The following is a 23,470-nucleotide window of genomic DNA, read 5'->3' as shown; positions in this document are numbered from 1 at the left end:
TCATCCTTCTTGTTTCCGCACGGAACGGAAACGTCGGTGCCATCAGTGACAAAAACAAGACGCAAAGCCAAAAAGCACCCGAGGGCGCATCGCGCTGTCGGGTGTTGACCTCCGGGATCTGTTTATACCGCAATGGGTCCCGGTCGGTGGCTTCAAGTCGTCTCACTTGTCGCAGATGCGCGGCTTAAACAGCAAAGAGGCTGGAAAGTCAAGGCAAGGGCTTGCCTTCGTATCCACGCTCATTACTAGCGTCCTGTGACAGAAGGCGAGCTGCCACGGCCGGTGGCATAGTGCAAATACTCGAAATATTCCCCGCGCTCGCGATGTTGGACCGCCCGATAGAGGTGGACCGTGTCCTCCGCCGTGGCTCCGTATCGGTTTATCTTGTATTCGAGAATATCGCGCGCCTGTGAAATGTCCTGGTCTCTTTGACTGTATGTTTTCCGTGCCATCGCCATACGCTCGAAGCGTTCCAGCCTGAGGCGTGCAATACGCGACAGGCATTCCCCGCAATCGATGCGGTAATGCATATTCATGAGGGAGGAGATCGATCTGTCGTAAGCGTCGGAAACATGCCTGTTTCTTTCGATGTCCACATAGATTTTGTTGAATATGGCGGGCAGGAAATTCTTGTCGACTGCCAGCGCTTTGTCGATCCAGTAGGAAGCGCGATCAAACCGCCCGAGGACGATGTCGGCATTTGCGTTCCGATCGAAGATGCTGGCCTCTTCAAGATATGTGAAGGCGACCAGGTTCATATACCACTTCACCTGTTTGCCTTGCGAAATAGCCACAAACGAGCGACGCCGAGCTTCCGCGGTCGTTTTATAGTCCCGAGCCAACACGACAGTGGGTATGAAATCGTCCACGACATTCACCACTTCTTGTGCGATCGGCTCGAAATCACCACCGGAGGAGATCGGAATAAACCTTCGTTCGTTCTTATGGATCAGGACGGCACTTTTCGCCGTACAGTCGCCATCCGCCATATTAATAAATATCTGGATCTTTCTATCTTTATATCCTTTGACCTCGCTGATCAGCGTATACAATTTATTCGTATCGAACAGCGTTTTTAAGACAGAATTGTCTTCTTCATTTGTGACGATTTCGGTGGAATCAAGGTATTCTTTTACCTTTAGGGAATTCACCCGCGAGATATATTTATAAGAAGCGACCCTTATCTCCTCTTTGATCAGATTAAGCTTTTCAGCATTGCACTTCATCTCGCCGATGCCATCTCTGTAGGCGGACACGACGATGACATAGGGCGGCATGAATCGGCCGAACGCCTGACCTACGAGCAGAACGAGCACAACCAAGACGCTGACGTAAACGCCCGACTTGAAAAACAGCAAAAGTGAACTCTTCAGATATTCTCCCACAGCTCCCCCCTGAAGCTATATTCGCAATAATTTTATCACTTATTGGTTGAGTTTGTAAATTATCAGATACGCTTCGGTTGCGGATGCGCACCCGCCGGACAAAACTGGCAAAGTAACATTTCCGCGAGCCCCGCGCGGCACATTGCGGCGTCGTCCGCCAGGACTTATGTATTGTCAATGAACCGTCGCAAGTTCCTGAAATGGTCGAGCCTTGGTGCCCTGGCAACGCTTGCCGGCGGAGCTTTCGCCGGCCGCAGCATGGCCGCCAACCGCTATTATGACGGCCCGGTCAGCGATCATTTCGACGGCACCTATTTCTTTAATCCCGATGGGGAAGAGCCGAACAGCTTCTTCGAGCTGATGCGATGGAAACTGGGTGGCGGTCAGGCGGCCTGGCCGCTCGACTGGCCAAGTCCGTTTCCCTTCGCCGTGCCGGAGCCGCGGGTCGATGGCGAGCGCCTCGTCGTCACCATGGCAGGGCATGCCGCGCTGCTGATCCAGACGGCCGGCCTCAACATCCTGACCGACCCGGTGTGGAGCGACCGTGCGAGCCCGATCGGCTTTGCCGGCCCGAAGCGCGTCAATCCGCCCGGCATAAAGCTTGCCGACCTGCCGAAGATCGACCTCGTGCTCGTCACGCACAACCACTACGACCATCTCGACCTTGCCACGCTGAAGGCGCTGGCCGAGCGGGACGATTGCCGCATCGCCACACCGCTTGGCAATGACAGGATCATCGGACCGGTTGTCGGAGAAGGGCGCGTGACGACCATGGACTGGGGCGGCAACATTCCGGTCGCCGACGGCGTAACCCTCCATTGCGAACCCTGCCACCACTGGTCGGCCCGCGGGCTCGGCGATCGTCGCATGGCGCTGTGGGCGGCCTTCCTCATCGAAACGCCGGGTGGCAAGATCTACCATATCGGCGATACCGGCTTTCACCAGGGCATCAACTACCGGGCGATCCGCGAGAAACACGGCGCGATCCGCCTCGCCAACCTGCCCTTCGGCGCCTATGAGCCGCGCTGGTTCATGCGCCCGCAGCACCAGAACCCGCACGAGGCGGTCCAAGGCATGGTGGCGAGCGGTGCGGCCTATGTCGCCGGCCATCACTGGGGTACGTTCCGGCTGACGAACGAGGGCGTCGACGAGCCGCTCGCCGCGCTGGAAACCGCCCTCGATGCGGCCGGCGTTGCCCGGGCGCGTTTTCGCGCCTTGAGGCCCGGCGAAGTCTTCGAGGTCCCCGCCGCCACGGCCTGATGCAAGGCACTGGAAATCCGCGGGCTTTTCCGCCATATACGCCCCCAACGGGGCCTTTTGGCCCGATCGGGCAGACGTGATGACAAAGACGGTCGACTTCGCGAAGATGAACGGGCTGGGAAACAACATCCTGGTCGTGGACATGCGTGGCCGCAAGGATGTCGTGACCCCGGCCGCGGCGATAGCGCTCGCAGCCGATCCCGCCACCCGCTTCGACCAGATCATGGCCGTCCACGATCCCAGGATCGACGGCACCGATGCCTGGATCGACATCCTCAATTGCGATGGCACGAAGGCGCAGGCCTGCGGCAACGGCACGCGCTGCGTCGTGCAGGCGCTCGCCGCCGAGACCGGCCGCAAGGTCTTCACCTTCCAGACCGTCGCCGGCATCCTGAATGCCGTCGAGCATGAGGACGGCACGATTTCGGTCGACATGGGCAAGCCGGTCTTCGAATGGAGCCGCATTCCGCTGGCCGAAGAATTCTACGACACCAGCCGCATCGAATTGCAGATCGGGCCGATCGACGATCCGATCCTGCATTCGCCCGCCGCCATGTCGATGGGCAACCCGCACGCCGTTTTCTGGGTCGATCGCGATCCGATGACGTTCGACCTCGACCGTTTCGGCCCGCTGCTCGAAAACCACCCGATGTTCCCGGAAAAGGCCAACATCACGCTGGCACAGGTCACGTCGCCGACGTCCATGACGACGCGCACCTGGGAGCGCGGCGCCGGCCTGACGCTCGCCTGCGGTTCCGCCGCCTGCGCTTCGGGCGTCAGTGGCGCACGCACCGGCCGCACCGGCCGCAAGGTCACGATCACCGTCGCCAGCAGCCCGAACCGTGGCACGCTGCAGATCGAGTGGCGCGACGACGACCACGTCATCATGACCGGCCCGGCCGAATGGGAATGGTCGGGCACGCTGGACCCCGCGACCGGCGCCTTCCGCCGGGACGATGCCGAGGCGGCCGCCCTTTGAGCGGCGTCGAGGTCATAACCTTCGGCTGTCGGCTCAACACCTACGAATCGGAAGTGATGCGCGCGGAGGCCGAGAAGGCGGGGCTCAACAATGCCGTGCTGGTGAACACCTGCGCCGTGACGGGCGAAGCCGTGCGCCAGGCGCGCCAGGCCATCCGCCGCGCCCGCCGCAACAATCCCCATGCCCGCATCATCGTCACCGGCTGCGCCGCGCAGACGGAAAAACACACTTTTGCGGAGATGCCGGAAGTCGACGCCGTACTCGGCAACGAGGAGAAACTGAAGAGCGCCTCCTACCGTGCACTACCGGATTTCGGCGTCTCGGCGGAAGAAAAGCTGCGCGTCAACGACATCATGAGCGTGCGGGAAACCGCACCGCAGATGGTGAAGCTGATCGATGGCCATGTGCGCGCCTTCGTGCAGGTGCAGAACGGCTGCGACCATCGCTGCACCTTCTGCATCATTCCCTACGGCCGCGGCAATTCCCGCTCCGTGCCGATGGGTGCCGTCGTCGACCAGGCACGCAAGCTCGTCGAGAGCGGCTATTCGGAGATCGTGCTGACCGGCGTCGATGCCACCAGCTACGGCGCCGACCTGCCCGGAAAACCGAGCCTCGGCCAGCTCGCCAAGGCGATTTTGAAGCAGGTGCCGGAAATCCAGCGTCTGCGCCTCTCCTCGATCGACAGCATCGAGGCGGATGATCACCTCTGGGACCTGATCGCCGACGAACCGCGCTTCATGCCGCACCTGCATCTCTCGCTCCAGCATGGCGACGACATGATCCTGAAGCGCATGAAGCGGCGCCATTCCAGCGCCGACGCCGTCGCCTTCTGCGAGCGGGTGAAAACCTTGCGTCCGGAGGCGAGTTTCGGCGCAGACATGATCGCCGGCTTCCCGACGGAAACGGAAGAGATGTTTTCCAATGCGCAGCGGCATGCCGAAGACTGCGGCATCGCCCATCTGCACGTCTTTCCCTACAGCCCGCGCGCCGGCACGCCGGCCGCCCGCATGCCGCAGCTCGACCGCGCTGTCGTCAAGGAACGCGCCGGCCGGCTGCGCGACACTGGAAAACGGCTGCACGAGGCCCATCTCGACCAGATGGTCGGCACCGTGCAAAAAATCCTCGTCGAGAACAACGGCCTCGCCCATACGGAAAACTTCACGCTCGTCGATGCCGCGGGCCTCAAACCTCGCGACCTTGTGCCGGTGACGATCACCGGCCACAATGGCAGACACCTGACGATGCAGCCGGCGAATGCTCCCGGCCCCACCCCCCTTCGCAACTAGCGGACACTTTTATGGCCCTCGGCTTCATCAAGAAGATTTTTACATTCGGAAAAGACACCGCCCCAGCGCCCAAGCCGGAGGCGGAAGCCCCCGTCGTTGCGCCCGAGGTGATCGAACCAGCGCCGGAGCAGGCGGTCGAGCGCGAGGAAATCACCGTCATCGATGCTGTCGAGGAGCGTGACGCGCTGCTCGACGAGGCGGAAGCCGCCAATCCCGAAGCCGCCCATCATGTGCCGGAGGAAGCGGAGCCGGATATCTATCCGCTGCCGCATGCCCCGGATCTGCCGGTTGTCGAGGATCCGGTCGCGCCGGCTGAGGTGGAAACCGCAGCCGGGCCGGAGAGTGATGACGTCACCTCCGAGGAAGACGTTACTGAGGCGCCGGTCGAAGAAGAGCCGGCGGCTCGGGTAGAGGCCATCGTTGAAGATGAGCCGGCCCCGCCAGTGGAAAAGATCGCCGAACCGGAGCCGGAAATCGTCCCGATAGAGGAAGCGCCGCCTGCGGAAGTCGAAGATCCCGTTCTCGAAGAGGCAATCCGCACCGAGCCGAAAGTGCTGCCGAAGGGTTTTGCCACAGCCGAGCGCTCGGCCGTCGTGGAGACGCCGGTGGCGCAGCCCAAGCGCACTTGGTTCCAGCGCCTGCGCGACGGGCTTTCGCGCACCTCCTCGCAGCTCACCGGCCAGATCACCAGCCTGTTCACCAAGCGCAAGCTCGACGACGCGACGCTGCAGGACCTCGAAGACCTGCTGATCCAGGCCGATCTTGGCGTGGAAACGGCGCTGCGCATCACCGACACGCTGGCCTCCGAACGCTACGGCAAGGACGTGACGGGCGGCGACGTCTCGCGCATCATGGCAAGCGAGATCACCAAGGTGCTGTCGCCAGTCGCCAAGCCGCTGGAACTCGACCTTAACCACAAGCCCCACGTCATCCTCGTCGTCGGCGTCAACGGCACCGGCAAGACGACGACGATCGGCAAGCTCGCTGCCAAGCTCTCGGGTGCCGGCCTGAAGGTGATGCTGGCAGCCGGCGACACGTTCCGCGCCGCTGCCATCGAGCAGCTAAAAATCTGGGCGGAGCGCACCGGCTCCGACATCGTCTCGTCCAAGCTCGGCGCCGATGCGGCAGGCCTCGCCTACGAGGCCTACGAACAGGCCAAGCTGAAGAAGAGCGACGTGCTGATCGTCGACACGGCCGGCCGGTTGCAGAACAAGACAGAGCTGATGGCGGAGCTGGAAAAGATCGTACGCGTGCTCGGCAAGCTCGATCCGGACGCACCGCACACGGTTCTCCAGACGCTTGATGCCACGACCGGGCAGAACGCGATGAACCAGGTCGAGATTTTCCGCAACGTCGCGGGCGTCACGGGCCTGATCATGACAAAATTGGACGGTACGGCCCGCGGCGGCATCCTTGTGGCGATTGCCGCCAAACACAAGCTGCCGGTCTATTTCATCGGTGTCGGAGAGGGGGTCGACGATCTCGAACCCTTCGAGGCCAAGGATTTCGCGGAAGCGATCGCAGGAGTTGGAGAATGAGCAAGGTTACGCTGGAAAGCCCGGCCAAGACGGAGGAGAAGGTCAGCCCCCTCCTCAAGATGGTGCTGGAGCTCGGCCCCCTCGTCGTCTTCTTCTTCGCCAACTCGCGCGGCGAATGGCTGGCGGCGCAGTTTCCGGTGCTTGCCGAAATGGGCGGGCCGATCTTCATCGCCACCGGCCTCTTCATGGCGGCCACCGCGCTCGCACTGATCGTCTCGTGGATCCTGACCCGCACGCTGCCGATGATGCCGCTGATCTCAGGCATCGTTGTCCTGGTCTTCGGCGCGCTGACGCTGTGGCTGCAGAACGACACCTTCATCAAGATGAAGCCGACCATCGTCAACACGCTGTTCGGCACCATCCTGCTCGGCGGCCTTCTGTTCGGCAAATCCCTGCTCGGCTACGTCTTCCACGCCGCCTTCAAGCTGACCGACGAAGGCTGGCGCAAGCTGACGCTGCGCTGGGGCCTGTTCTTCCTCGTGCTTGCCGTGATGAACGAAGTCGTCTGGCGGTCGTTCTCGACCGACTTCTGGGTGGCATTCAAGGTCTGGGGCACGATGCCCATCACCATCCTCTTCACGCTCTCCCAGATGCCGCTGATCATGCGCCACTCGATCGAGCAGCCCGAAGAGGGCAAGGCGCCGTAAGCACACGTCGCGGACACTGCTTTTCCGTCATCGGATGCCGTGTGGATTCTCGGTTCAAGCCCGAGGATGGGCGAAAAAAGAGGCGAACGGCGGCTCACGCAACGACGTCGCCTTCCGCGCCGTCCAAAGGTCTTTGGGGTCTCTCCTCCCCTCCGTCATCCTCGGGCTTGACCCGAGGATCTACGGCAAACACCATCAGCTCGCTTTAGCAGGCGCGCCAAGTGCCTTTTCGATCGCGGGGAAAAGCCCGTTCTTCAGGCTCTTTTCATCGAATGGCCCGACCTTCTTGTAGAGGATCGTGCCATCCGGGCCGACGAGATAGGATTCGGGGATGCCGTAGACGCCCCAGTCGATCGCCATTTTCCCCACGGGATCGAGGCCGATGGCGGAGAAGGGATTGCCGAGTTCGCCGAGGAAACGCAGCGCGTTTTCGCTGCCGTCCTTGTAGTTGACGCCGACCACGGTGAGGCGCGGGTCCTTGGACAGCGACAGGATGACCGGATGCTCCTGCCGGCACGGCACGCACCAGGACGCCCAGAAATTGACCAGCGTCAGCTTGCCCTTCACCGCTTCCGCCGAAAGGGCGGGAACCTGCACGCCATCTCTTAGCGCACCCGCTAGCGGCTCGAGATCGCGAAACGGCGCCTTGGTACCGATCAGCGCGGAGGGGATTTCGGAAATGTCGCGGCCGGAATTGAGCTGCGTCCAGAAGATCAGCGCAAGACCGAGGAAGATTGCCAGCGGTAGTGCTGCAAGAATAAGGCGCGTGCGCGTGCCAGCACCCTGTGCAGTGCCTTCTGATTCGCTCATCGGGTTTCCTCACGGGCGGAGCGGCGGCGCACGCCGGCCGCTTCCAGCCGTTCAAGCTCGCGATGACGGCCGCGATGATCGAGCCAGACCCACAGGATGAGGCCGATCGAGACCGAGAAGGCGGCGATATAGGACGCCGTGACGTAGAAGGCGTGGCTCATGCGGCACCTCCGGCGGAACGGGCGGCGTGGCGGCGCAGCGCGGCAATGCGCCGACGCAGGATCTCGTTGCGCATGGCAAGAATGTGCAGCGTGAAGAACAGCATGGTGAAGGCGATGGCCATCACGAGCAGCGGGCGGAGGAATTCGCCGGAAATCGTCGGCCCGTCCAGGCGGATGACGCTTGCCGGCTGGTGCAACGTGTTCCACCACTCGACGGAAAACTTGATGATCGGGATGTTGACGAAGCCGACGAGGATCAGCACGGCGCTGACTTTTGCAGCGCGGGTCGGCTCGTCCATGGCGCGATTGAGCGCGATCAGGCCGAGATACATCAGGAACAGCACGAAGACGGAGGTAAGCCGCGCATCCCACACCCACCAGGTGCCCCACATCGGCTTGCCCCAGAGCGAGCCGGTGATGAGGGCGACGAGCGTGAAACAGGCGCCGATGGGTGCCGCGGCCTTCGCCGAGACATCCGCGAGCGGGTGGCGCCAGACCAAGGTGCCGAGCGCGGACAGTGCCATGACGGTGTAACACATCATGGAAAGCCAGGCGGCCGGCACATGCACATACATGATGCGCACCGTCTCGCCCTGCTGGTAATCGCCCACCGTTGTGAAGGAAAGATAGAGCCCGACCGCGAACAGACAGAGCGTCAACCCGGCAAGCCAGGGCCAGACGGTCGAGACCAGCGCCAGGAACCGCGTCGGGTTGGCGAGATCGCTGAATTTGCGGATGGCAAGGCTCGGTTCGCTCATGATGGTTCTTTAACGTGTAAGCCCGGTATCTTCAATTGATCTGCCGCAATCACATTCGTGTCAGTCGCTGGACAGGCGAAGGGCCGCGGCCGCCGCGACCGGCCCGAGAACTGCAAAGAACAGGTTGATCGCGACAAGAATGAGGAAGGGCGGCAGGAAGGGGGCCGGTTCCTGGATCGCCGCATAGACCGCACTCACCCCGAAGATCAGCACGGGTATGGCGAGCGGCAGCACGAGGATCGACACAAGCAGCCCGCCGCGCGGCAGTGCCACCGCGATCGCGGCACCGGCCGCGCCGATGAAGGTGATAGCCGGCGTGCCGGCCAGCAGCGTCAGCGTCGTTGCGCCGATCGCCACCTCGTCCATGTTCATGAATAGGCCGAGCAGGGGCGAGGCGATGACGAGCGGCAGGCCGGTCGCAACCCAGTGCGCGATGCATTTGACGAACACAACAAGCACCAGCGGCGTCTCTTGCATCAGCAGAAGATCGAGCGAGCCATCCTCGCGCTCGGCCTGGAACAGCCGGTCGAGGCCGAGCAGCGAGGCGAGCAGGGCGCCGATCCAGAGGATCGCCGGGCCGATTCGCGACAGGAGATTGAGATCGGGGCCGACGCCGAAAGGAATGACGGCAACAACCGTCAAAAAGAACAGCACGCCGATGAGGGCACCACCGCCGGCACGGACGGAGAGTTTGAGGTCGCGGGCGAGGAGGGCGATCATGCCGGCACCTTGGCGAGCAGTACGGGCAGCGTTTGTGCGCCCCCCTCATCCGACCCTTCGGGCCACCTTCTCCCCGTGGGGGAGAAGGGAAAACGAGAGGTTAGCGACCTTCCCCTTCTCCCCCACGGGGAGAAGGTGCCGGCAGGCGGATGAGGGGGCCTCGTCGCGTATGCTGACGTCATTACCATGCCCCTTCCCCCACACCCGCAAACCCCGTCATCCGCAACTCCCTCACCCCCTCCAGCCCGAGCGGCTGGTGCGTCGCGGCAATCGCGATGCCACCGCGGGTGAGGTGGGTGGTGACGAGGCCGGCGAACATTTTTTCGGCGTCCACATCGAGCGCGGCCGTCGGCTCGTCGAGGATCCACACCGGGCGCCAGGCGACGAGAAGCTTTGCCATGGCCATGCGGCGCTGCTGGCCGGCGGAGAGATAACCGAAGGGGAGATGGGCGATGTCGCCGAGGCCGACTGATTCGACGGCCTCCTCGACGGAGACCCCGGCACCACCTGCAAAATCACCGAAGAAGGCTTTCCAGAAGGCGAGATTCTCGTCGACGGTCAGCTCGCGCTTCATGGCATTGCGGTGGCCGAGATAGTGGCAGGCCTCGCCGAGACGCTCCACCGGTTGCGCCGCAGCAACGAGTTTTGCCGTGCCCGTTTCCGCCGGCAGAAGGCCGGCCAGGACGCGCAGCAAGGTCGACTTTCCCGAGCCGTTCGGCCCCTTGACGACGAGGGCCTCGCCGCGTGGGATTTCAAAGGAAATATCTTGGAAAATCAAATCCTCGCCGCGCTTGGCGCTCAATCCCTCGGCGACGAGCCGCATGGCGTTTCACTTTCCTTTTACGACATTGGTCGCAATGCAAAAAAATTGTCCCGATTTGCCCTTCGGCGCTCTGGAACCTTGTTTAGAAATTATCTATAACGCCCGCAACACGCCAGCGGTCGGCGTGAATTTCATCCAAGCGCCGAACACGGAATGAATTCCGCGTACGGACAGCGGAAATGACCGCACCCGCATCCCATTCGCGCTCAACGCGCAAGGGCGTTCGTACGTCAGCTTTCTGGCGCCAGACGAGACGGGGTATAAAGTGTCCAAATCCCTAGACAGTTTCAATTGTCGTTCGACCCTTACGGTCAACGGCACCGACTATGTGTATTACAGCCTTCCCAAGGCTGAGGCGAACGGGCTGGCCGGCGTCTCGAAGCTGCCCTATTCCATGAAGGTGCTTCTGGAGAACCTGCTGCGCTTCGAGGACGGCCGTTCGGTCACCAAGGAGCAGATCCTCTCCGTCGTCGACTGGCTGACGAACAAGGGTACGGTCGAAAACGAGATCGCCTATCGCCCGGCGCGCGTGCTGATGCAGGACTTCACCGGCGTTCCGGCCGTCGTTGACCTTGCGGCCATGCGCGACGCGATGGTGTCGCTTGGCGGCGACCCGGAAAAGATCAACCCGCTCGTTCCCGTCGACCTCGTCATCGACCACTCCGTCATCGTCGACGAATTCGGCACGCCGACCGCCTTTGCCCGCAACGTCGAGCTGGAATACCAGCGCAACGGCGAGCGCTACCGCTTCCTCAAGTGGGGCCAGCAGGCGTTCAAGAACTTCCGCGTCGTTCCCCCGGGCACCGGCATCTGTCATCAGGTCAATCTGGAATATCTGGGCCAGACGGTCTGGACCAAGGAAGAAGACGGCGAGATCATCGCCTACCCGGATACCTGCGTCGGCACCGACAGCCACACGACCATGATCAACGGCCTTGGCGTTCTCGGCTGGGGCGTGGGCGGCATCGAAGCCGAAGCCGCCATGCTCGGCCAGCCGGTCTCCATGCTGCTGCCCGAGGTCATCGGCTTCAAGCTGACCGGCAAGCTCAAGGAAGGCGTCACCGCGACCGACCTCGTGCTGATGGTCGTGCAGATGCTGCGCAAGAAGGGCGTGGTCTCGAAGTTCGTCGAATTCTTCGGCCCCGGCCTCGACAACATGACGCTCGCCGACCGCGCGACGATCGGCAATATGGGTCCGGAATATGGCGCGACCTGCGGCTTCTTCCCGGTCGACGGCGAAACCGTCAACTACCTCACCATGTCCGGCCGCGAAGAGCAGCGCATCGCGCTGGTCGAAGCCTATTCGAAGGCGCAGGGCATGTGGCGTGACAATGACGGGTCCGACCTCGTCTTCACCGACACGCTCGAACTCGACCTCGGCGCCGTCGTGCCCGCCATGGCGGGCCCGAAGCGTCCGGAAGGCCGCATCCCGCTGGAAAACATCGCGTCGGGCTTCGCCGGTTCGATGGACACCGACTACAAGAAGCCGGGCCAGCTTTCGAACCGTTACCCGGTCGAAGGCACCGACTACGATCTCGGCCATGGCGACGTCGCCATCGCCGCCATCACATCCTGCACCAACACGTCCAACCCGTCGGTCCTCATCGCCGCAGGCCTCCTCGCCCGCAATGCGGTCGCCAAGGGCCTGAAGACGAAGCCGTGGGTCAAGACGTCGCTGGCACCGGGATCGCAGGTCGTTGGCGAATACCTTGCCAAGTCCGGTCTGCAGGCCGATCTCGACAAGCTCGGGTTCAACCTCGTCGGCTTCGGCTGCACGACCTGCATCGGCAATTCCGGTCCGCTGCCGGCGCCGATCTCCAAGACGATCAACGACAAGGGCCTGATTGCCGCCGGCGTTCTCTCCGGCAACCGCAACTTCGAAGGCCGCATTTCGCCGGACGTACAGGCGAACTACCTCGCCTCGCCGCCGCTCGTCGTCGCCTACGCACTCGCCGGTTCGGTCCAGAAGGACCTGACGACGGAGCCGCTCGGCGAAGACAAGGACGGCAACCCGGTCTACCTCAAGGACATCTGGCCGACCTCGCAGGAAATCCAGGAGTTCATCCTGAAATACGTCACCCGCGCGCTCTACGCCGCGAAATATGCCGACGTGTTCAAGGGCGACGAGAACTGGCAGGCCGTGCAGGTACCCGCCGGCCAGACCTATGCCTGGGACGACCACTCGACCTATGTGCAGAACCCGCCCTACTTCGTCGGCATGGGCAAGACCGGTTCGGGCCTCAAGAACATCGAGGGTGCCCGCGTCCTCGGCCTGTTCGGCGACAAGATCACCACCGACCACATTTCGCCGGCCGGTTCGATCAAGGCCGCCTCTCCGGCCGGTGCCTACCTGACGGACAACGGCGTTGCCGTTGCCGACTTCAACCAGTACGGCACGCGCCGCGGCAACCATGAAGTGATGATGCGCGGCACCTTCGCCAATATCCGCATCCGCAACCACATGCTCGGCCCGAACGGCAAGGAAGGTGGCTACACGATCCACTATCCGACGAAGGAAGAGATGTCGATTTACGACGCGGCCATGAAGTACAAGGCCGAGGGCGTTCCGCTCGTCATCTTCGCCGGCGTCGAATATGGCAACGGCTCGTCGCGCGACTGGGCGGCCAAGGGCACCAACCTGCTCGGCGTCAAGGCCGTGGTGGCACAGTCCTTCGAGCGTATCCACCGCTCCAACCTCGTCGGCATGGGCATCGTGCCCTTCGTCTTCGAGGAAGGCACGACCTGGGCGTCGCTCGACCTCAAGGGCGACGAAGTCGTCACGATCGAGGGCCTGGAAGGCGACATCAAGCCGCGCGAGAAGAAGATCGCCAAGATCACCTATGCCGACGGCACGGTGAAGGAGGTTCCGCTGCTTTGCCGCATCGATACGCTCGACGAAGTCACCTACATGAACAATGGCGGCATCCTGCAGACCGTTCTGCGCGACCTCGCCGCCTGATCGGTTTCAACGTCAAAACACGAAATGCCGGGGCCAAAACCCCGGCATTTTTCGTTTTCCGGAGCCTTTTTCTCCGCTATGAAGCTCACTCCATCGTGACTTCCTGTTGAACCGGCAAGCGCGTATGACGGCTCAAACGGCTGGCCATTGCCGGCGCTCCATTGGAAATGATCATGCCGAGACCGCACATACTGGATTGTCTGGCGATCCTGCTCGCGTTGGGAGCCGGCACAGGGGCTGCGCATGCGCAGGAAATAACGAAGCCCAAGGGTGTCGTCGAACTCTTCACCAGCCAGGGCTGTTCATCCTGCCCGCCGGCCGACAAGGCGCTGGAAACCCTTGCCCGTGAAGGCGAGGTCGTCGCGCTCTCCTACCATGTCGACTACTGGAACTATCTCGGCTGGGCGGACACGCTCGCTTCAAAGGACAATACCGACCGGCAATATGCCTATGCCCGCATGTTCGGTCGTAACGGCGTCTATACCCCACAGGCCGTGCTGAACGGCCGCGAGCACATCAACGGTGCGGATATTTCGGGCATCCGCTCGCGTATCGGTGCCATGCCCGACGAGGGCAAGGGGCTGACGGTGCCGGTCGACGTCGAGGTCAAGAACGACGAATTGCGCATCCGCGTCGGCCCCGGCGAGGGCAAGGCCAACATCGTCATCGCCTATTTCGAGCGCGAGCGCACGATCAACATCGACAAGGGCGAGAATCTCGGCAAGACGGTCAACTATTGGCATGCCGTCACCGACATGGAAACGATCGGCATGTGGGAAGGCAAGGAGACCAACCTGGTGCTGCCGGCCGACATGCTGAAGAAGAAAAAGAAGTCCGGCGGCTGCGCCGTGCTTATCCAGCGCATGCAGACAGCCGATACACCCGGCGCCATTCTGGGCGCGACGGTGCTGACAGGCGACAAGAAATCTCGGTAAATCTCCCGCAGAGCATACCGCGCTAAAGTGTGAAGCGGTTTTGCGGGGACGGTATGCGAAAGACAAACCTGAAGTGCGCAAGCACGTCAGGGGAGGCCCGGTCCGGTTTCCTCGAGGGGCTGGGGCTTGAGGGTTCGAAGAAACACGGACCGGACCAAGACGAAGTTACCGGCAACGGAATACAGGGCAACTTCGACAGGCGCTAACCCTACCAAACCAGCTTCCCGCACAAGGCAGCAGGCAGGCATGGGCTGCGACTGGCGAACTCTCGCTGCAAATTTGGGCGTCTGTTTGTCTGAAATGCGGCGAAGTCGATTTTTGCGAAAACGCAAGTCTCGGCCTATCCGCCTTGCATTTCGGCTCCGGTCAGGCACACTGTCACCTCGCCGTCACAGACGAGGTGCGGAGATTCGATGACTGATCAGCCGGATTTGCAGGCTTCCAATGGCGTGGTCGACCTCAGGGAATACAGGAGCAGCAAGGATCCGCTGCCCGTAACGTTCCATCGACGAGAGCTCGACGCAATCCTCCGGGTCTACGGCCGCATGGTCGGCGAAGGCGAATGGCGCGACTATGCCATCGACCATATGCGCGAGAAAGCGGTGTTCTCCATCTTCAAGCGGTCCGGCGAAATGCCGCTCTACCGCGTCGAGAAAAACCCCAAGCTCACCGCCAAGCAGGGCGCCTACAGCGTCATCAACCAGCACGGCACCATCCTGAAGCGCGGCCACGAGCTGAGCCAGGTTCTCAAGGTGTTCGACAAGGCGCTACGGCTCATCGAGACGTAAAGGATCGCCCTTCCTTCGGTCATAACCAGGCCTTCAATGGCGTCATCCTCGGGCTCGGCCCGAGGATCCATCCCGTGGATGGCCGGGTCAGGCTCGGCCATGACGAAGGTGAGGTTTGCAGCCTCCGATTTTAAGCCATCGTTCCCGGATAATCCTGCCCGGACGGCTCCGTGCCGGCGCCCTCGCCGAGCGCGCGCTGCATGAAAACGGTATCCAGCCAGCGCCCGTGCTTGAAGCCGGTTGCCGTCATGCGGCCTGAATGTTCGAAGCCGGCCGCGCTGTGCACGGCGATGGAGGCGGGGTGCGCGCCGCCGATGACGGCCACCATCTGGCGAAAGCCAAGCTCCGTGCAGCGGCGGATCAATTCCGCCAGCAGTGCCTTGCCGACGCCCTTGCCACGCGCTTCCGGCGCCAGATAGACAGAATCCTCGACGAGCCAGCGATAGGCCGGCCGCGTGCGGAAGGCCGATGCATAGGCATAGCCGAGGATGAGGCCGGTCTGCTCGATCGCCACGATATAGGGGTAGCCCTTATCGGTGATTGCCTTGAAGCGCGTCCCCATCTCGTCAAGCGACGGCGGGTCGACCTCGTAGCTCGCCACCCCGTTCAGGACGGATTCGCGGTAGATTTCTGTGAAGGCAGCAATATCGCCGAGATCGGCGGTGCGGATGACGAAGCTCATGGAAAGCCCACGTTTGTATGACAATTCCGCCGCGTTTTGCGTCCGGCCTTACCGGAAAGCAAGACCAAAAAGGGGATGGAGTTACCCCATCCCCTCAGTTTGTCGAAAAGCCTCTCCCACCACGACGTCATCCCCGGTCGACCCGAGATGACGAAGGTGAGGTAGGGACCGCTCAGGCGCCGTAGACGATGAGCAGGTCCTTGGCGTCGATCTGGTCGCCGGCCTTCACCAGCACTTCCGAGACCGTGCCGTCCTTTTCCGCATGCAGCGCCGTTTCCATCTTCATCGCCTCGATGGAGAGCAGCACGTCGCCGGCCTTGACCGACTGGCCGGCCGAGACCGAGACCGTCGAGATGACGCCCGGCATCGGCGCACCGAGATGGGTGGCGTTAACGATTTCCGCCTTGCGGCGGGCCGTCGACGTCGCAGCGCGGTTGCGATCCGGAACCTTGATGAGGCGCGGCTGGCCGTTCAGCTCGAAGAACACCTTCACCATGCCCTGCGTATCCGGCTCGCTCTGCGCCTGGTGCAGGATGACGAGCGAGACGCCCTTTTCCAGTTCCGGCGACAGTTCCTCGCCGGGCGAAAGGCCGTAGAAATAGGCCGGCGTCGGCAGGATGCTGACGGGACCGTAGGTATCGGCGGCAAGCGCGTAGTCCGTGAAGACCTTCGGATACATCAGGTAGGAGGCGAACTCGAAGTCGTCGACCTTGCGCTCCAGCTTGTCCTCGATGGTTTTACGCTCCGCATCAAGATCGGCCGGCGGCAGCAGCGAGCCCGGCACGGCAGTATAGGGCGCCTCGCCCTTCAGTGCCTTCTTCTGCAGTGCCTGCGGCCATCCGCCCGGAGGCTGGCCAAGATCGCCCTTCAGCATCGAGACGACCGAGTCCGGGAAGGAGACGTCCTTGCCTGGGTTCTCGACGTCCGCGACCGTCAGGTCCTGACTGACCATCATCAGCGCCATGTCGCCCACCACCTTGGAGGACGGCGTCACCTTGACGATATCGCCGAACATCTGATTGGCGTCGGCATAGGCTTGGGCGACCTTGTGCCACTTGGTCTCAAGCCCGAGCGAGCGGGCCTGTTCCTTGAGGTTGGTGAACTGGCCGCCCGGCATTTCATGCAGGTAGACTTCGGACGCCGGCCCCTTGAGGTCGCTTTCGAAGGCGGCGTATTGGTAGCGCACGGCTTCCCAGTAGAAGGAGATGCGGCGGATCCATGCCGGATCGAGGCCCGGATCGCGCTCCGTGCCCTTCAAGGCTTCGACGATCGAGCCGAGGCAGGGCTGCGAGGTGTTGCCGGACAGCGCATCCATTGCCGCATCCACCACGTCGACACCCGATTCGACGGCTGCGAGCACGGTTGCGGCGGCAATGCCGGACGTATCGTGCGTGTGGAAATGGATCGGCAAGTCGGTCGCCTCGCGCAGCGCCTTGAACAGCACGCGGGCGGCAGCAGGCTTCAAGAGACCCGCCATGTCCTTCAGCGCGATCATATGCGCACCGGCCTTTTCCAGGTCGGCGGCGAGCGCGGTGTAGTATTTCAGGTCGTATTTCGGGCGAGCGGAATTGAGCAGGTCGCCGGTGTAGCAGATCGCGGCCTCACAAATCCTGTTCTCTTCCGCGATCGCGTCCATCGACACCCGCATGTTGTCGACCCAGTTCAGGCAGTCGAAGACGCGAAAAACGTCGATGCCGCCCTTGGCTGCCTGGCGGACGAAATATTTCACGACATTGTCGGGATAGTTCTTGTAGCCGACGCCGTTGGCACCGCGCAGCAGCATCTGGAGCAGCAGGTTCGGCGCGTCCTCGCGGATGCGGGCGAGACGATCCCACGGATCTTCCGTCAGGAAGCGCATGGAGACGTCGAAGGTCGCGCCGCCCCAGCATTCCAGCGAGAAGAGCTGCGGAAGCGCCCTGGCATAGGTGCCGGCGACGCGGGCGATGTCATGCGTGCGCATGCGGGTGGCGAGCAGCGACTGGTGGCCGTCGCGCATGGTCGTGTCGGTCAGGAAGACCTGGCTTTCGCCGCGCACCCATTCGGCGAACTTCTTCGGCCCGAGTTCGTCGAGCTTCTGCTTGGTGCCGGCGACGATCTTGCCTTCGATGAAGGGCACGATCGGCTTGGCGACATCCGCCGGTGGCCTCGGGCGGCCCTTCGCCTCCGGATGGCCGTTGACGGTGACGTCGGCGAGATAGGTCAGAAGCTTGGTGGCGCGGTCCTGGCGCTTCACCTGCTGGAAGAGTTCCGGCGTCGTATCGATGAAGCGGGTCGTGTAGCTGTTGTCGCGGAAGGACTCGTGGCTGATGATCGCTTCAAGGAAGGTGAGGTTGGTGGCTACACCGCGGATGCGGAATTCGCGCAGCGCCCGGTCCATGCGGGCGATCGCCTCCTTCGGGTTTGGCGCCCAGGCCGTGACCTTGACGAGCAGCGGATCGTAGAAGCGGGTGATCACCGCGCCCGGATAGGCCGTGCCGCCGTCGAGACGGATGCCGAAGCCGGAGGCCGAACGGTAGCCGGTGATGCGGCCATAGTCGGGGATGAAGTTCTGCTCCGGATCTTCCGTGGTGATGCGGCACTGCAGGGCATGGCCGTTGAGGCGGATATCGGCCTGCGCCGGCACGCCCGATTCCGGCGTGCCGATCGCCTCGCCGTCGAGGATGTGGATCTGCGCCTTGACGATGTCGATGCCGGTCACGACTTCCGTGACGGTGTGCTCGACCTGGATGCGCGGGTTCACCTCGATGAAGTAGAATTTGCCCGAATCCATATCCATCAGATATTCGACCGTGCCGGCGCCGATATAGTTCGTCGCCTTGGCGATCTTGATGGAATGCGCGGCCAGCTCCTGGCGCTGCGCCTCGCTCAGATACGGGGCCGGTGCGCGCTCGACAACCTTCTGGTTGCGGCGCTGGACCGAACAATCGCGCTCGAACAGATGCACGACATTGCCATGCGTATCGCCGAGGATCTGGCTTTCGACGTGGCGGGCGCGCTCGACGAGCTTTTCGAGATAGACCTCGTCCTTGCCGAAGGCGGCCTTGGCCTCGCGCTTGGCTTCCGTCACCTCGCGCAGCAGGTCCTTCGGGTCGCGGATGGCGCGCATGCCGCGCCCGCCGCCGCCCCAGGAGGCCTTCAGCATGACGGGATAGCCGATTTCAGCGGCCAGGCGGTGGACCTCGTCCGCATCGTCCGGCAGCGGATCGGTGGCCGGCACGACCGGCACGCCGACGGAAATGGCAAGGTTGCGCGCGGCGACCTTGTTGCCGAGTTGACGCATCGTATCCGGCCGCGGGCCGATGAAGATGAGGCCGGCGGCATCGCAGGCATCGACGAATTCCGGGCTTTCCGACAACAGGCCGTAACCCGGATGGATTGCATCGGCGCCGGAGAGTTTCGCGACGCGGATCACTTCCTCGATATTGAGATAGCTCTCGATCGGCCCGAGATCGCGCGCCAGATGCGAGCCGCGGCCGATCTGGTAGCTTTCATCCGCCTTGAAACGGTGCAGCGCGAGTTTGTCCTCTTCCGCCCATATCGCGACCGTTTTTATGCCGAGCTCGTTGGCTGCGCGGAACACGCGGATGGCAATTTCGGAACGGTTGGCGACAAGGATCTTGGAAATGGGCAAGTCGGACTCCTCAGTGACTTGAAAACGGGAAATGCTGCACCCGCGAAGAGAATTATTAGCGGGTTATTTTCAAAGTTCAATTTTGGAGTCGTCGTTCGACAAAAGAATTACGACAGTCAGGAGACAAGGCCGAGCCGGAAGGCGATGGCGATGGCGTGGTGCCGGTTGCGCGCGCCGAGCTTTTCCTGGATGCCGTTCATGTACCAGTCGACCGTGTGACTGGAGATGCCGAGCACCCGGCCGATATCGTGCGAGGTCATGCCCTCGGCAAGCAGGCTCAACGCCTCCATTTCGCGGCGCGTCAATTCCACGTCGACGACGGCGGAGAGGCGTGCCGCCTCTTCCGGATCGGCTGCCTGGATGAGTTTCCAGTAGAGCCGCCGGGCGATACCGTCGAAAAGGCCGATCTCGACGCTTTCCAGTTCGACCGGCTTGCCGCCCAGGCTGAGGCTGCCGATAAGGCCGCGCCGGCCGTGAACGGGAAACATGTAGCCATCCTCCAGCCCGTTGTGCCGCGCATCGACCATCATGCGCTCCATGCGCTTGCGATGCGGGCTCAGGCGAAAGGCGCCGAGCGTGTCGCGCCAGCGAAAGCCGGCCTGCGCATGGCCGAGATAACGTATCGTCGGATCGACCTGCATGTAGCGCTTGCGCAGATAGGTTTCCGGCCAGCCCTTTGGCCAGCGGCCGGCGAGCAGCAGGTTGGTCGGGCTTTCCACCGGCTTCGGTGCCTGGATGAGACCGTAGTAGTCGAAGCCATAGAGCAGGAGAAGACGCTCAAACTCGGCCGTAGTCTCGTCCCGACCTCGCAACTCGTCGATCAGTGCAAGGAACTGCACCAGCAAGTTGATCTTCATATGCCTCGCGCGTGAAGCGCCCCAAATCCAATTCTGAAAAAAACCAAAGCCGGCCCCGCGTTCGGACCAGTCATGTCCCATTCATGTTGCCCCGCATACAATTGGCAGGATCGAAGGATGAAAATCAATCGGCCAAAGGACATAGCGCAGCGGAAAACGGAAAATCACGCAAGATTTCATGGGAGTCATGAAATTTGCACGCTGCCGAAGAACTTTTGCCCCTTCCGCTGATTAACAGCGCACTGCAAAGAGAACAGGTGCTTTCGCTGCACCGCACAACAGGTATCGCCGGAAAGGCCTTATTTCGTGTCTTTGTTTCAGGTTTATGCAAGAGCCCTCAGCTATCTTGGGGTCTACAAGATTCGCGTCGGCTCGGTGGTTGTGGCCAACATCGTGCTGGCAATCATCACCATTGCGGAACCGATCCTGTTCGGCCGCATCATCGACGCCATCTCCTCCAAGGGCGACGTCACGCCGATGCTGGCCATGTGGGCGGGCTTTGGCCTGTTCAACACGATCGCCTATGTGCTCGTCGCCCGCGAGGCCGACCGTTTGGCGCATGGCCGTCGTGCGAGCCTTCTGACGGAGGCGTTCGGCCGCATCATTTCCATGCCGCTTGCATGGCATAGCCAGCGCGGCACCTCGAACGCGCTGCACACGCTGCTGCGCGCCTGCGAAACGCTGTTCGGCCTGTGGCTGGAATTCATGCGCACGCATCTGGCGACCGCCGTCGCGCTCGTTCTGCTGATCCCGACTGCGTTCGTCATGGATTACCGCCTGTCGATCGTGCTGGTGGTGCTCGGCGTGCTCTATGTCATCATCGGCAAGGTCGTGATGAACCGCACCCGCGAAGGCCAGGCATCGGTTGAAAACCACTACCACACCGTCTTTTCCCACGTGTCGGACTCGATCAGCAACGTTTCGGTCGTGCACAGCTACAACCGCATCGAATCCGAGACGCGCGAGCTGAAGCGCTTTGCCGAACGCCTGATCAACGCGCAGTTTCCTGTGCTCGACTGGTGGGCGATTGCCAGCGCGCTGAACCGCATCGCCTCGACGATTTCCATGATGACGATCCTCGTCATCGGCACGGTGCTGGTGCAGCGTGGCGAAATCCGTGTCGGCGACGTCATCGCCTTTATCGGCTTCGCCGGCCTGCTCATCGGCCGCCTCGACCAGATGAAGGCCTTCGCCACGCAGATTTTCGAAGCGCGCGCCAAGCTGGAGGATTTCTTCACGCTGGAAGACGCGGTGAAGGAACGCGAGGAGCCGGTCAACGCCGGCGATCTCGGCGAGGTCAAGGGCCGGGTCGAATACCGCAACGTCAACTTCGACTTCGCCAATGCGACACAGGGCGTCAGCGACGTCTCCTTCACGGTAGAGGCCGGCCAGACCGTCGCCATCGTGGGCCCCACGGGTGCCGGCAAGACGACGCTCATCAACCTGCTGCAGCGGGTCTACGAGCCGAAATCCGGCCAGATCCTTATCGACGGCGTCGATATCGCCACGGTGACGCGCAAGTCGCTGCGCCATTCGATCGCCACCGTCTTCCAGGATGCCGGCCTTCTCAATCGCTCGATTTCGGACAATATCCGCCTGGGCCGCGAAGGTGCGACGCAGGAAGACATCGAGGCTGCGGCGGAGGCTGCCGCCGCGAACGACTTCATCACCTCTCGCCAGAGCGGCTACGAGACCCATGTCGGCGAGCGTGGCAACCGGCTTTCCGGTGGCGAGCGCCAGCGCATCGCCATTGCCCGCGCCATCCTCAAGAACGCGCCGATCCTCGTGCTCGACGAGGCGACCAGTGCGCTCGACGTGGAAACGGAAGCGCGTGTGAAGGCGGCAATCGACCAGTTGCGCCGCAACCGCACGACCTTCATCATCGCCCACCGCCTGTCCACCGTCCGCGAAGCCGACCTCGTCGTCTTCATGGACCATGGCAAGGTGGCGGAGATGGGCACGTTCAACGACCTCAGCCAGAGCAACGGCCGCTTCGCCGCCCTGCTCCGGGCGAGCGGCATCCTGACGGACGACGACGTGCGCAAGAGCCACACCGCCGCCTGACGTCTCTCTCATCGTTGCGAGTCGTTCCTTTTGACCGGCAGGGCCTGCAAGCCCTGCCGTTTCGCGTTCTGGCTGATGACGGCTGCCTGCCAGTCGAGATAGCGCGCATAGGCGATGTGCAGCGCGATGCCGAGGATCGCGTAGAGCGTACCGAGGATCGGGTTCTTGCCGGTCACGAACATCATCACCTGCCCCGTCATCGCAAGGATCGTGCCGAAGATGAAGACGGCAAGCGAATGCCGCCCCACGGCCACCAGCGGATGGGAGAGCGGCAATGCGGCCCAGTTGGACAGAACCGGGATCGTCGCCACCAGATAGGCGCCGGCCAGCACATGGAGCAGCCGGGTGGTCGACAGGAACGTCTTGTCGAAGCCGGTCAGCACTGCCGGCAGGCCATAGGAAAAGTCGATGTTCCACCAGGCGAGCACGACCCAGAGCCCTGACACGACGAGGTAGGCGGCCGACAACGCCATCAGCACCGGATTGCGGGGAAAACCCTTCTTCTTCGCCCGCAACACGCCGACGAAGCCGATGACGAACAGGAACTGCCAGGACAGCGGATTGAGGAACCAGTAGCCGTCGTCGAGAAAATTCGACGGCGCGATCTGCCAGATACCGGCACAGAGCCAGAGCGTGCCAGAGACGGCGATCAGCAGCCAGGCGCTGCGCCGATAGAGCCAGAGGAAACCCGGCAGCATCAGGAACAGCACGGCATACATGGAGAGAATGTTGTTGTAGCCGAACTGATGGCCGAGCAGCACCATGCTGACCACGCCCTGCTCCGTGCGGTCGACCACGGCGCGCAGGTTGATCTCGGACAGGAGATCCGGCCGGCCGAACCAGAGTGCGCCGCCGGCAAAGATCGCGAAGGTGATGACGCTCGTCATGATATGCGCGACGTAGAGCGTCAGCGCCCGACGCAGGATGCGCAGCGTCACCGCCAACCGCTCGCCGACCGCAAAACGAGAACCATAGGCAAGCCCGACCGACATGCCCGAGATGAGGACGAAGGCTTCCGCCGAATCGGAAAAGCCGAAGTTCTTATGCGTCAGGTGTTCCAGATACTGGCCCGGAACGTGATTGACGAAGATCGTCAGCAGGGCAAGCGCCCGGAAGACGTCGAGGCGTGTGTCGCGTTCGCGCGGCACAGCGCCCACCGGTCCAAGTCTGTCTGTCATAATGCTCTG

General features: G+C 62.5%; 19 protein-coding genes. 9 read left to right on the top strand and 10 right to left on the bottom strand.

Features of this window, described 5'->3' with window-relative positions:
* Positions 1 to 245: 245 nt before the first annotated feature.
* Positions 246 to 1,385, bottom strand: coding sequence for a hypothetical protein (locus BSY16_RS16405; RefSeq protein WP_150129975.1), 1,140 nt, complete (start codon positions 1,383 to 1,385; stop codon positions 246 to 248).
* A 177-nt stretch (positions 1,386 to 1,562) separates the two neighbouring features.
* Here BSY16_RS16405 and BSY16_RS16400 point away from each other — a divergent pair, with 177 nt between their 5' ends.
* The 5 genes from BSY16_RS16400 (at position 1,563) to BSY16_RS16380 (ending at position 7,095) form a co-directional block, all read left to right on the top strand.
* A complete protein-coding gene (locus BSY16_RS16400) occupies positions 1,563 to 2,645 on the top strand; it encodes an MBL fold metallo-hydrolase (protein ID WP_069060654.1) in 1,083 nt (360 codons plus the stop codon).
* Between the two features lie 79 nt (positions 2,646 to 2,724).
* A complete protein-coding gene (dapF, locus tag BSY16_RS16395; protein ID WP_069060653.1) occupies positions 2,725 to 3,624 on the top strand; it encodes a diaminopimelate epimerase in 900 nt (299 codons plus the stop codon).
* Positions 3,621 to 4,910 (top strand): tRNA (N(6)-L-threonylcarbamoyladenosine(37)-C(2))-methylthiotransferase MtaB, encoded by a 1,290-nt coding sequence (gene mtaB, locus BSY16_RS16390; RefSeq protein ID WP_069060652.1) that lies wholly within the window; start codon positions 3,621 to 3,623, stop codon positions 4,908 to 4,910. Before dapF ends, mtaB begins: the two co-directional genes overlap by 4 nt.
* Before the next feature lie 11 nt (positions 4,911 to 4,921).
* Positions 4,922 to 6,448 (top strand): signal recognition particle-docking protein FtsY, encoded by a 1,527-nt coding sequence (gene ftsY / locus BSY16_RS16385; RefSeq protein ID WP_069060651.1) that lies wholly within the window; start codon positions 4,922 to 4,924, stop codon positions 6,446 to 6,448.
* Positions 6,445 to 7,095, top strand: coding sequence for a septation protein A (locus BSY16_RS16380; RefSeq protein ID WP_069060650.1), 651 nt, complete (start codon positions 6,445 to 6,447; stop codon positions 7,093 to 7,095). Before ftsY ends, BSY16_RS16380 begins: the two co-directional genes overlap by 4 nt.
* A gap of 195 nt (positions 7,096 to 7,290) precedes the next feature.
* On the opposite strand, the gene BSY16_RS16375 is transcribed toward BSY16_RS16380, so the two are convergent.
* The 5 genes from BSY16_RS16375 to ccmA all read right to left on the bottom strand — a co-directional run bounded on the left by BSY16_RS16375 (position 7,291) and on the right by ccmA (position 10,367).
* Positions 7,291 to 7,905: a DsbE family thiol:disulfide interchange protein gene (locus BSY16_RS16375; protein WP_069060649.1), complete on the bottom strand. Its 615-nt coding sequence runs from the start codon at positions 7,903 to 7,905 to the stop codon at positions 7,291 to 7,293.
* Positions 7,902 to 8,066 carry a heme exporter protein CcmD gene (gene ccmD / locus BSY16_RS16370; RefSeq protein ID WP_069060648.1) on the bottom strand — a complete coding sequence of 55 codons (165 nt, stop codon included), beginning with the start codon at positions 8,064 to 8,066 and terminating at the stop codon, positions 7,902 to 7,904. Before ccmD ends, BSY16_RS16375 begins: the two co-directional genes overlap by 4 nt.
* A complete protein-coding gene (locus BSY16_RS16365) occupies positions 8,063 to 8,824 on the bottom strand; it encodes a heme ABC transporter permease (RefSeq protein ID WP_069060647.1) in 762 nt (253 codons plus the stop codon). Before BSY16_RS16365 ends, ccmD begins: the two co-directional genes overlap by 4 nt.
* A 60-nt stretch (positions 8,825 to 8,884) precedes the next feature.
* Complete coding sequence (gene ccmB, locus BSY16_RS16360; RefSeq protein WP_069060646.1) at positions 8,885 to 9,544, bottom strand: heme exporter protein CcmB; 660 nt, start codon at positions 9,542 to 9,544, stop codon at positions 8,885 to 8,887.
* 181 nt (positions 9,545 to 9,725) lie between these two features.
* Positions 9,726 to 10,367, bottom strand: a complete 642-nt coding sequence (gene ccmA, locus BSY16_RS16355) for a heme ABC exporter ATP-binding protein CcmA (RefSeq protein WP_069060645.1) — start codon at positions 10,365 to 10,367, stop codon at positions 9,726 to 9,728.
* A 265-nt stretch (positions 10,368 to 10,632) separates the two neighbouring features.
* On the opposite strand from ccmA, the gene acnA reads away from it, so the two are divergent.
* From acnA to BSY16_RS16340, 3 genes are all read left to right on the top strand, one after another.
* Positions 10,633 to 13,326 (top strand): aconitate hydratase AcnA, encoded by a 2,694-nt coding sequence (acnA, locus tag BSY16_RS16350; RefSeq protein ID WP_069060644.1) that lies wholly within the window; start codon positions 10,633 to 10,635, stop codon positions 13,324 to 13,326.
* A 173-nt stretch (positions 13,327 to 13,499) separates the two neighbouring features.
* A complete protein-coding gene (locus BSY16_RS16345) occupies positions 13,500 to 14,261 on the top strand; it encodes a DUF1223 domain-containing protein (RefSeq protein WP_171902423.1) in 762 nt (253 codons plus the stop codon).
* A 413-nt stretch (positions 14,262 to 14,674) separates the two neighbouring features.
* Positions 14,675 to 15,049: a DUF2794 domain-containing protein gene (locus tag BSY16_RS16340; RefSeq protein WP_069060642.1), complete on the top strand. Its 375-nt coding sequence runs from the start codon at positions 14,675 to 14,677 to the stop codon at positions 15,047 to 15,049.
* A gap of 130 nt (positions 15,050 to 15,179) precedes the next feature.
* Here BSY16_RS16340 and BSY16_RS16335 read toward each other — a convergent pair whose 3' ends face one another.
* The 3 genes from BSY16_RS16335 to BSY16_RS16325 form a co-directional block, all read right to left on the bottom strand.
* On the bottom strand, positions 15,180 to 15,731 hold the full coding sequence (locus tag BSY16_RS16335; protein ID WP_069060641.1) for a GNAT family N-acetyltransferase: 552 nt from the start codon (positions 15,729 to 15,731) through the stop codon (positions 15,180 to 15,182).
* 172 nt (positions 15,732 to 15,903) lie between these two features.
* Entirely contained in the window at positions 15,904 to 19,362 is a 3,459-nt protein-coding gene (gene pyc / locus BSY16_RS16330; protein ID WP_069060640.1) for a pyruvate carboxylase, read from the bottom strand.
* 116 nt (positions 19,363 to 19,478) lie between these two features.
* Entirely contained in the window at positions 19,479 to 20,219 is a 741-nt protein-coding gene (locus BSY16_RS16325; RefSeq protein WP_069060639.1) for a LuxR family transcriptional regulator, read from the bottom strand.
* A gap of 306 nt (positions 20,220 to 20,525) precedes the next feature.
* Here BSY16_RS16325 and BSY16_RS16320 point away from each other — a divergent pair, with 306 nt between their 5' ends.
* Positions 20,526 to 22,283, top strand: coding sequence for a glucan ABC transporter ATP-binding protein/ permease (locus tag BSY16_RS16320; protein WP_069060638.1), 1,758 nt, complete (start codon positions 20,526 to 20,528; stop codon positions 22,281 to 22,283).
* A gap of 8 nt (positions 22,284 to 22,291) precedes the next feature.
* Here the strand turns inward: BSY16_RS16320 and BSY16_RS16315 are convergent, their stop codons facing one another.
* Positions 22,292 to 23,461 carry an OpgC family protein gene (locus BSY16_RS16315; RefSeq protein WP_069060637.1) on the bottom strand — a complete coding sequence of 390 codons (1,170 nt, stop codon included), beginning with the start codon at positions 23,459 to 23,461 and terminating at the stop codon, positions 22,292 to 22,294.
* Positions 23,462 to 23,470: the final 9 nt, after the last annotated feature.

The organism is Sinorhizobium sp. RAC02, assembly GCF_001713395.1.
Classification (GTDB): Bacteria; Pseudomonadota; Alphaproteobacteria; order Rhizobiales; family Rhizobiaceae; genus Shinella.
The sequence above is the reverse complement of the archived record's forward strand: the minus strand, read 5'-3'. Positions and strand labels throughout refer to the sequence as shown.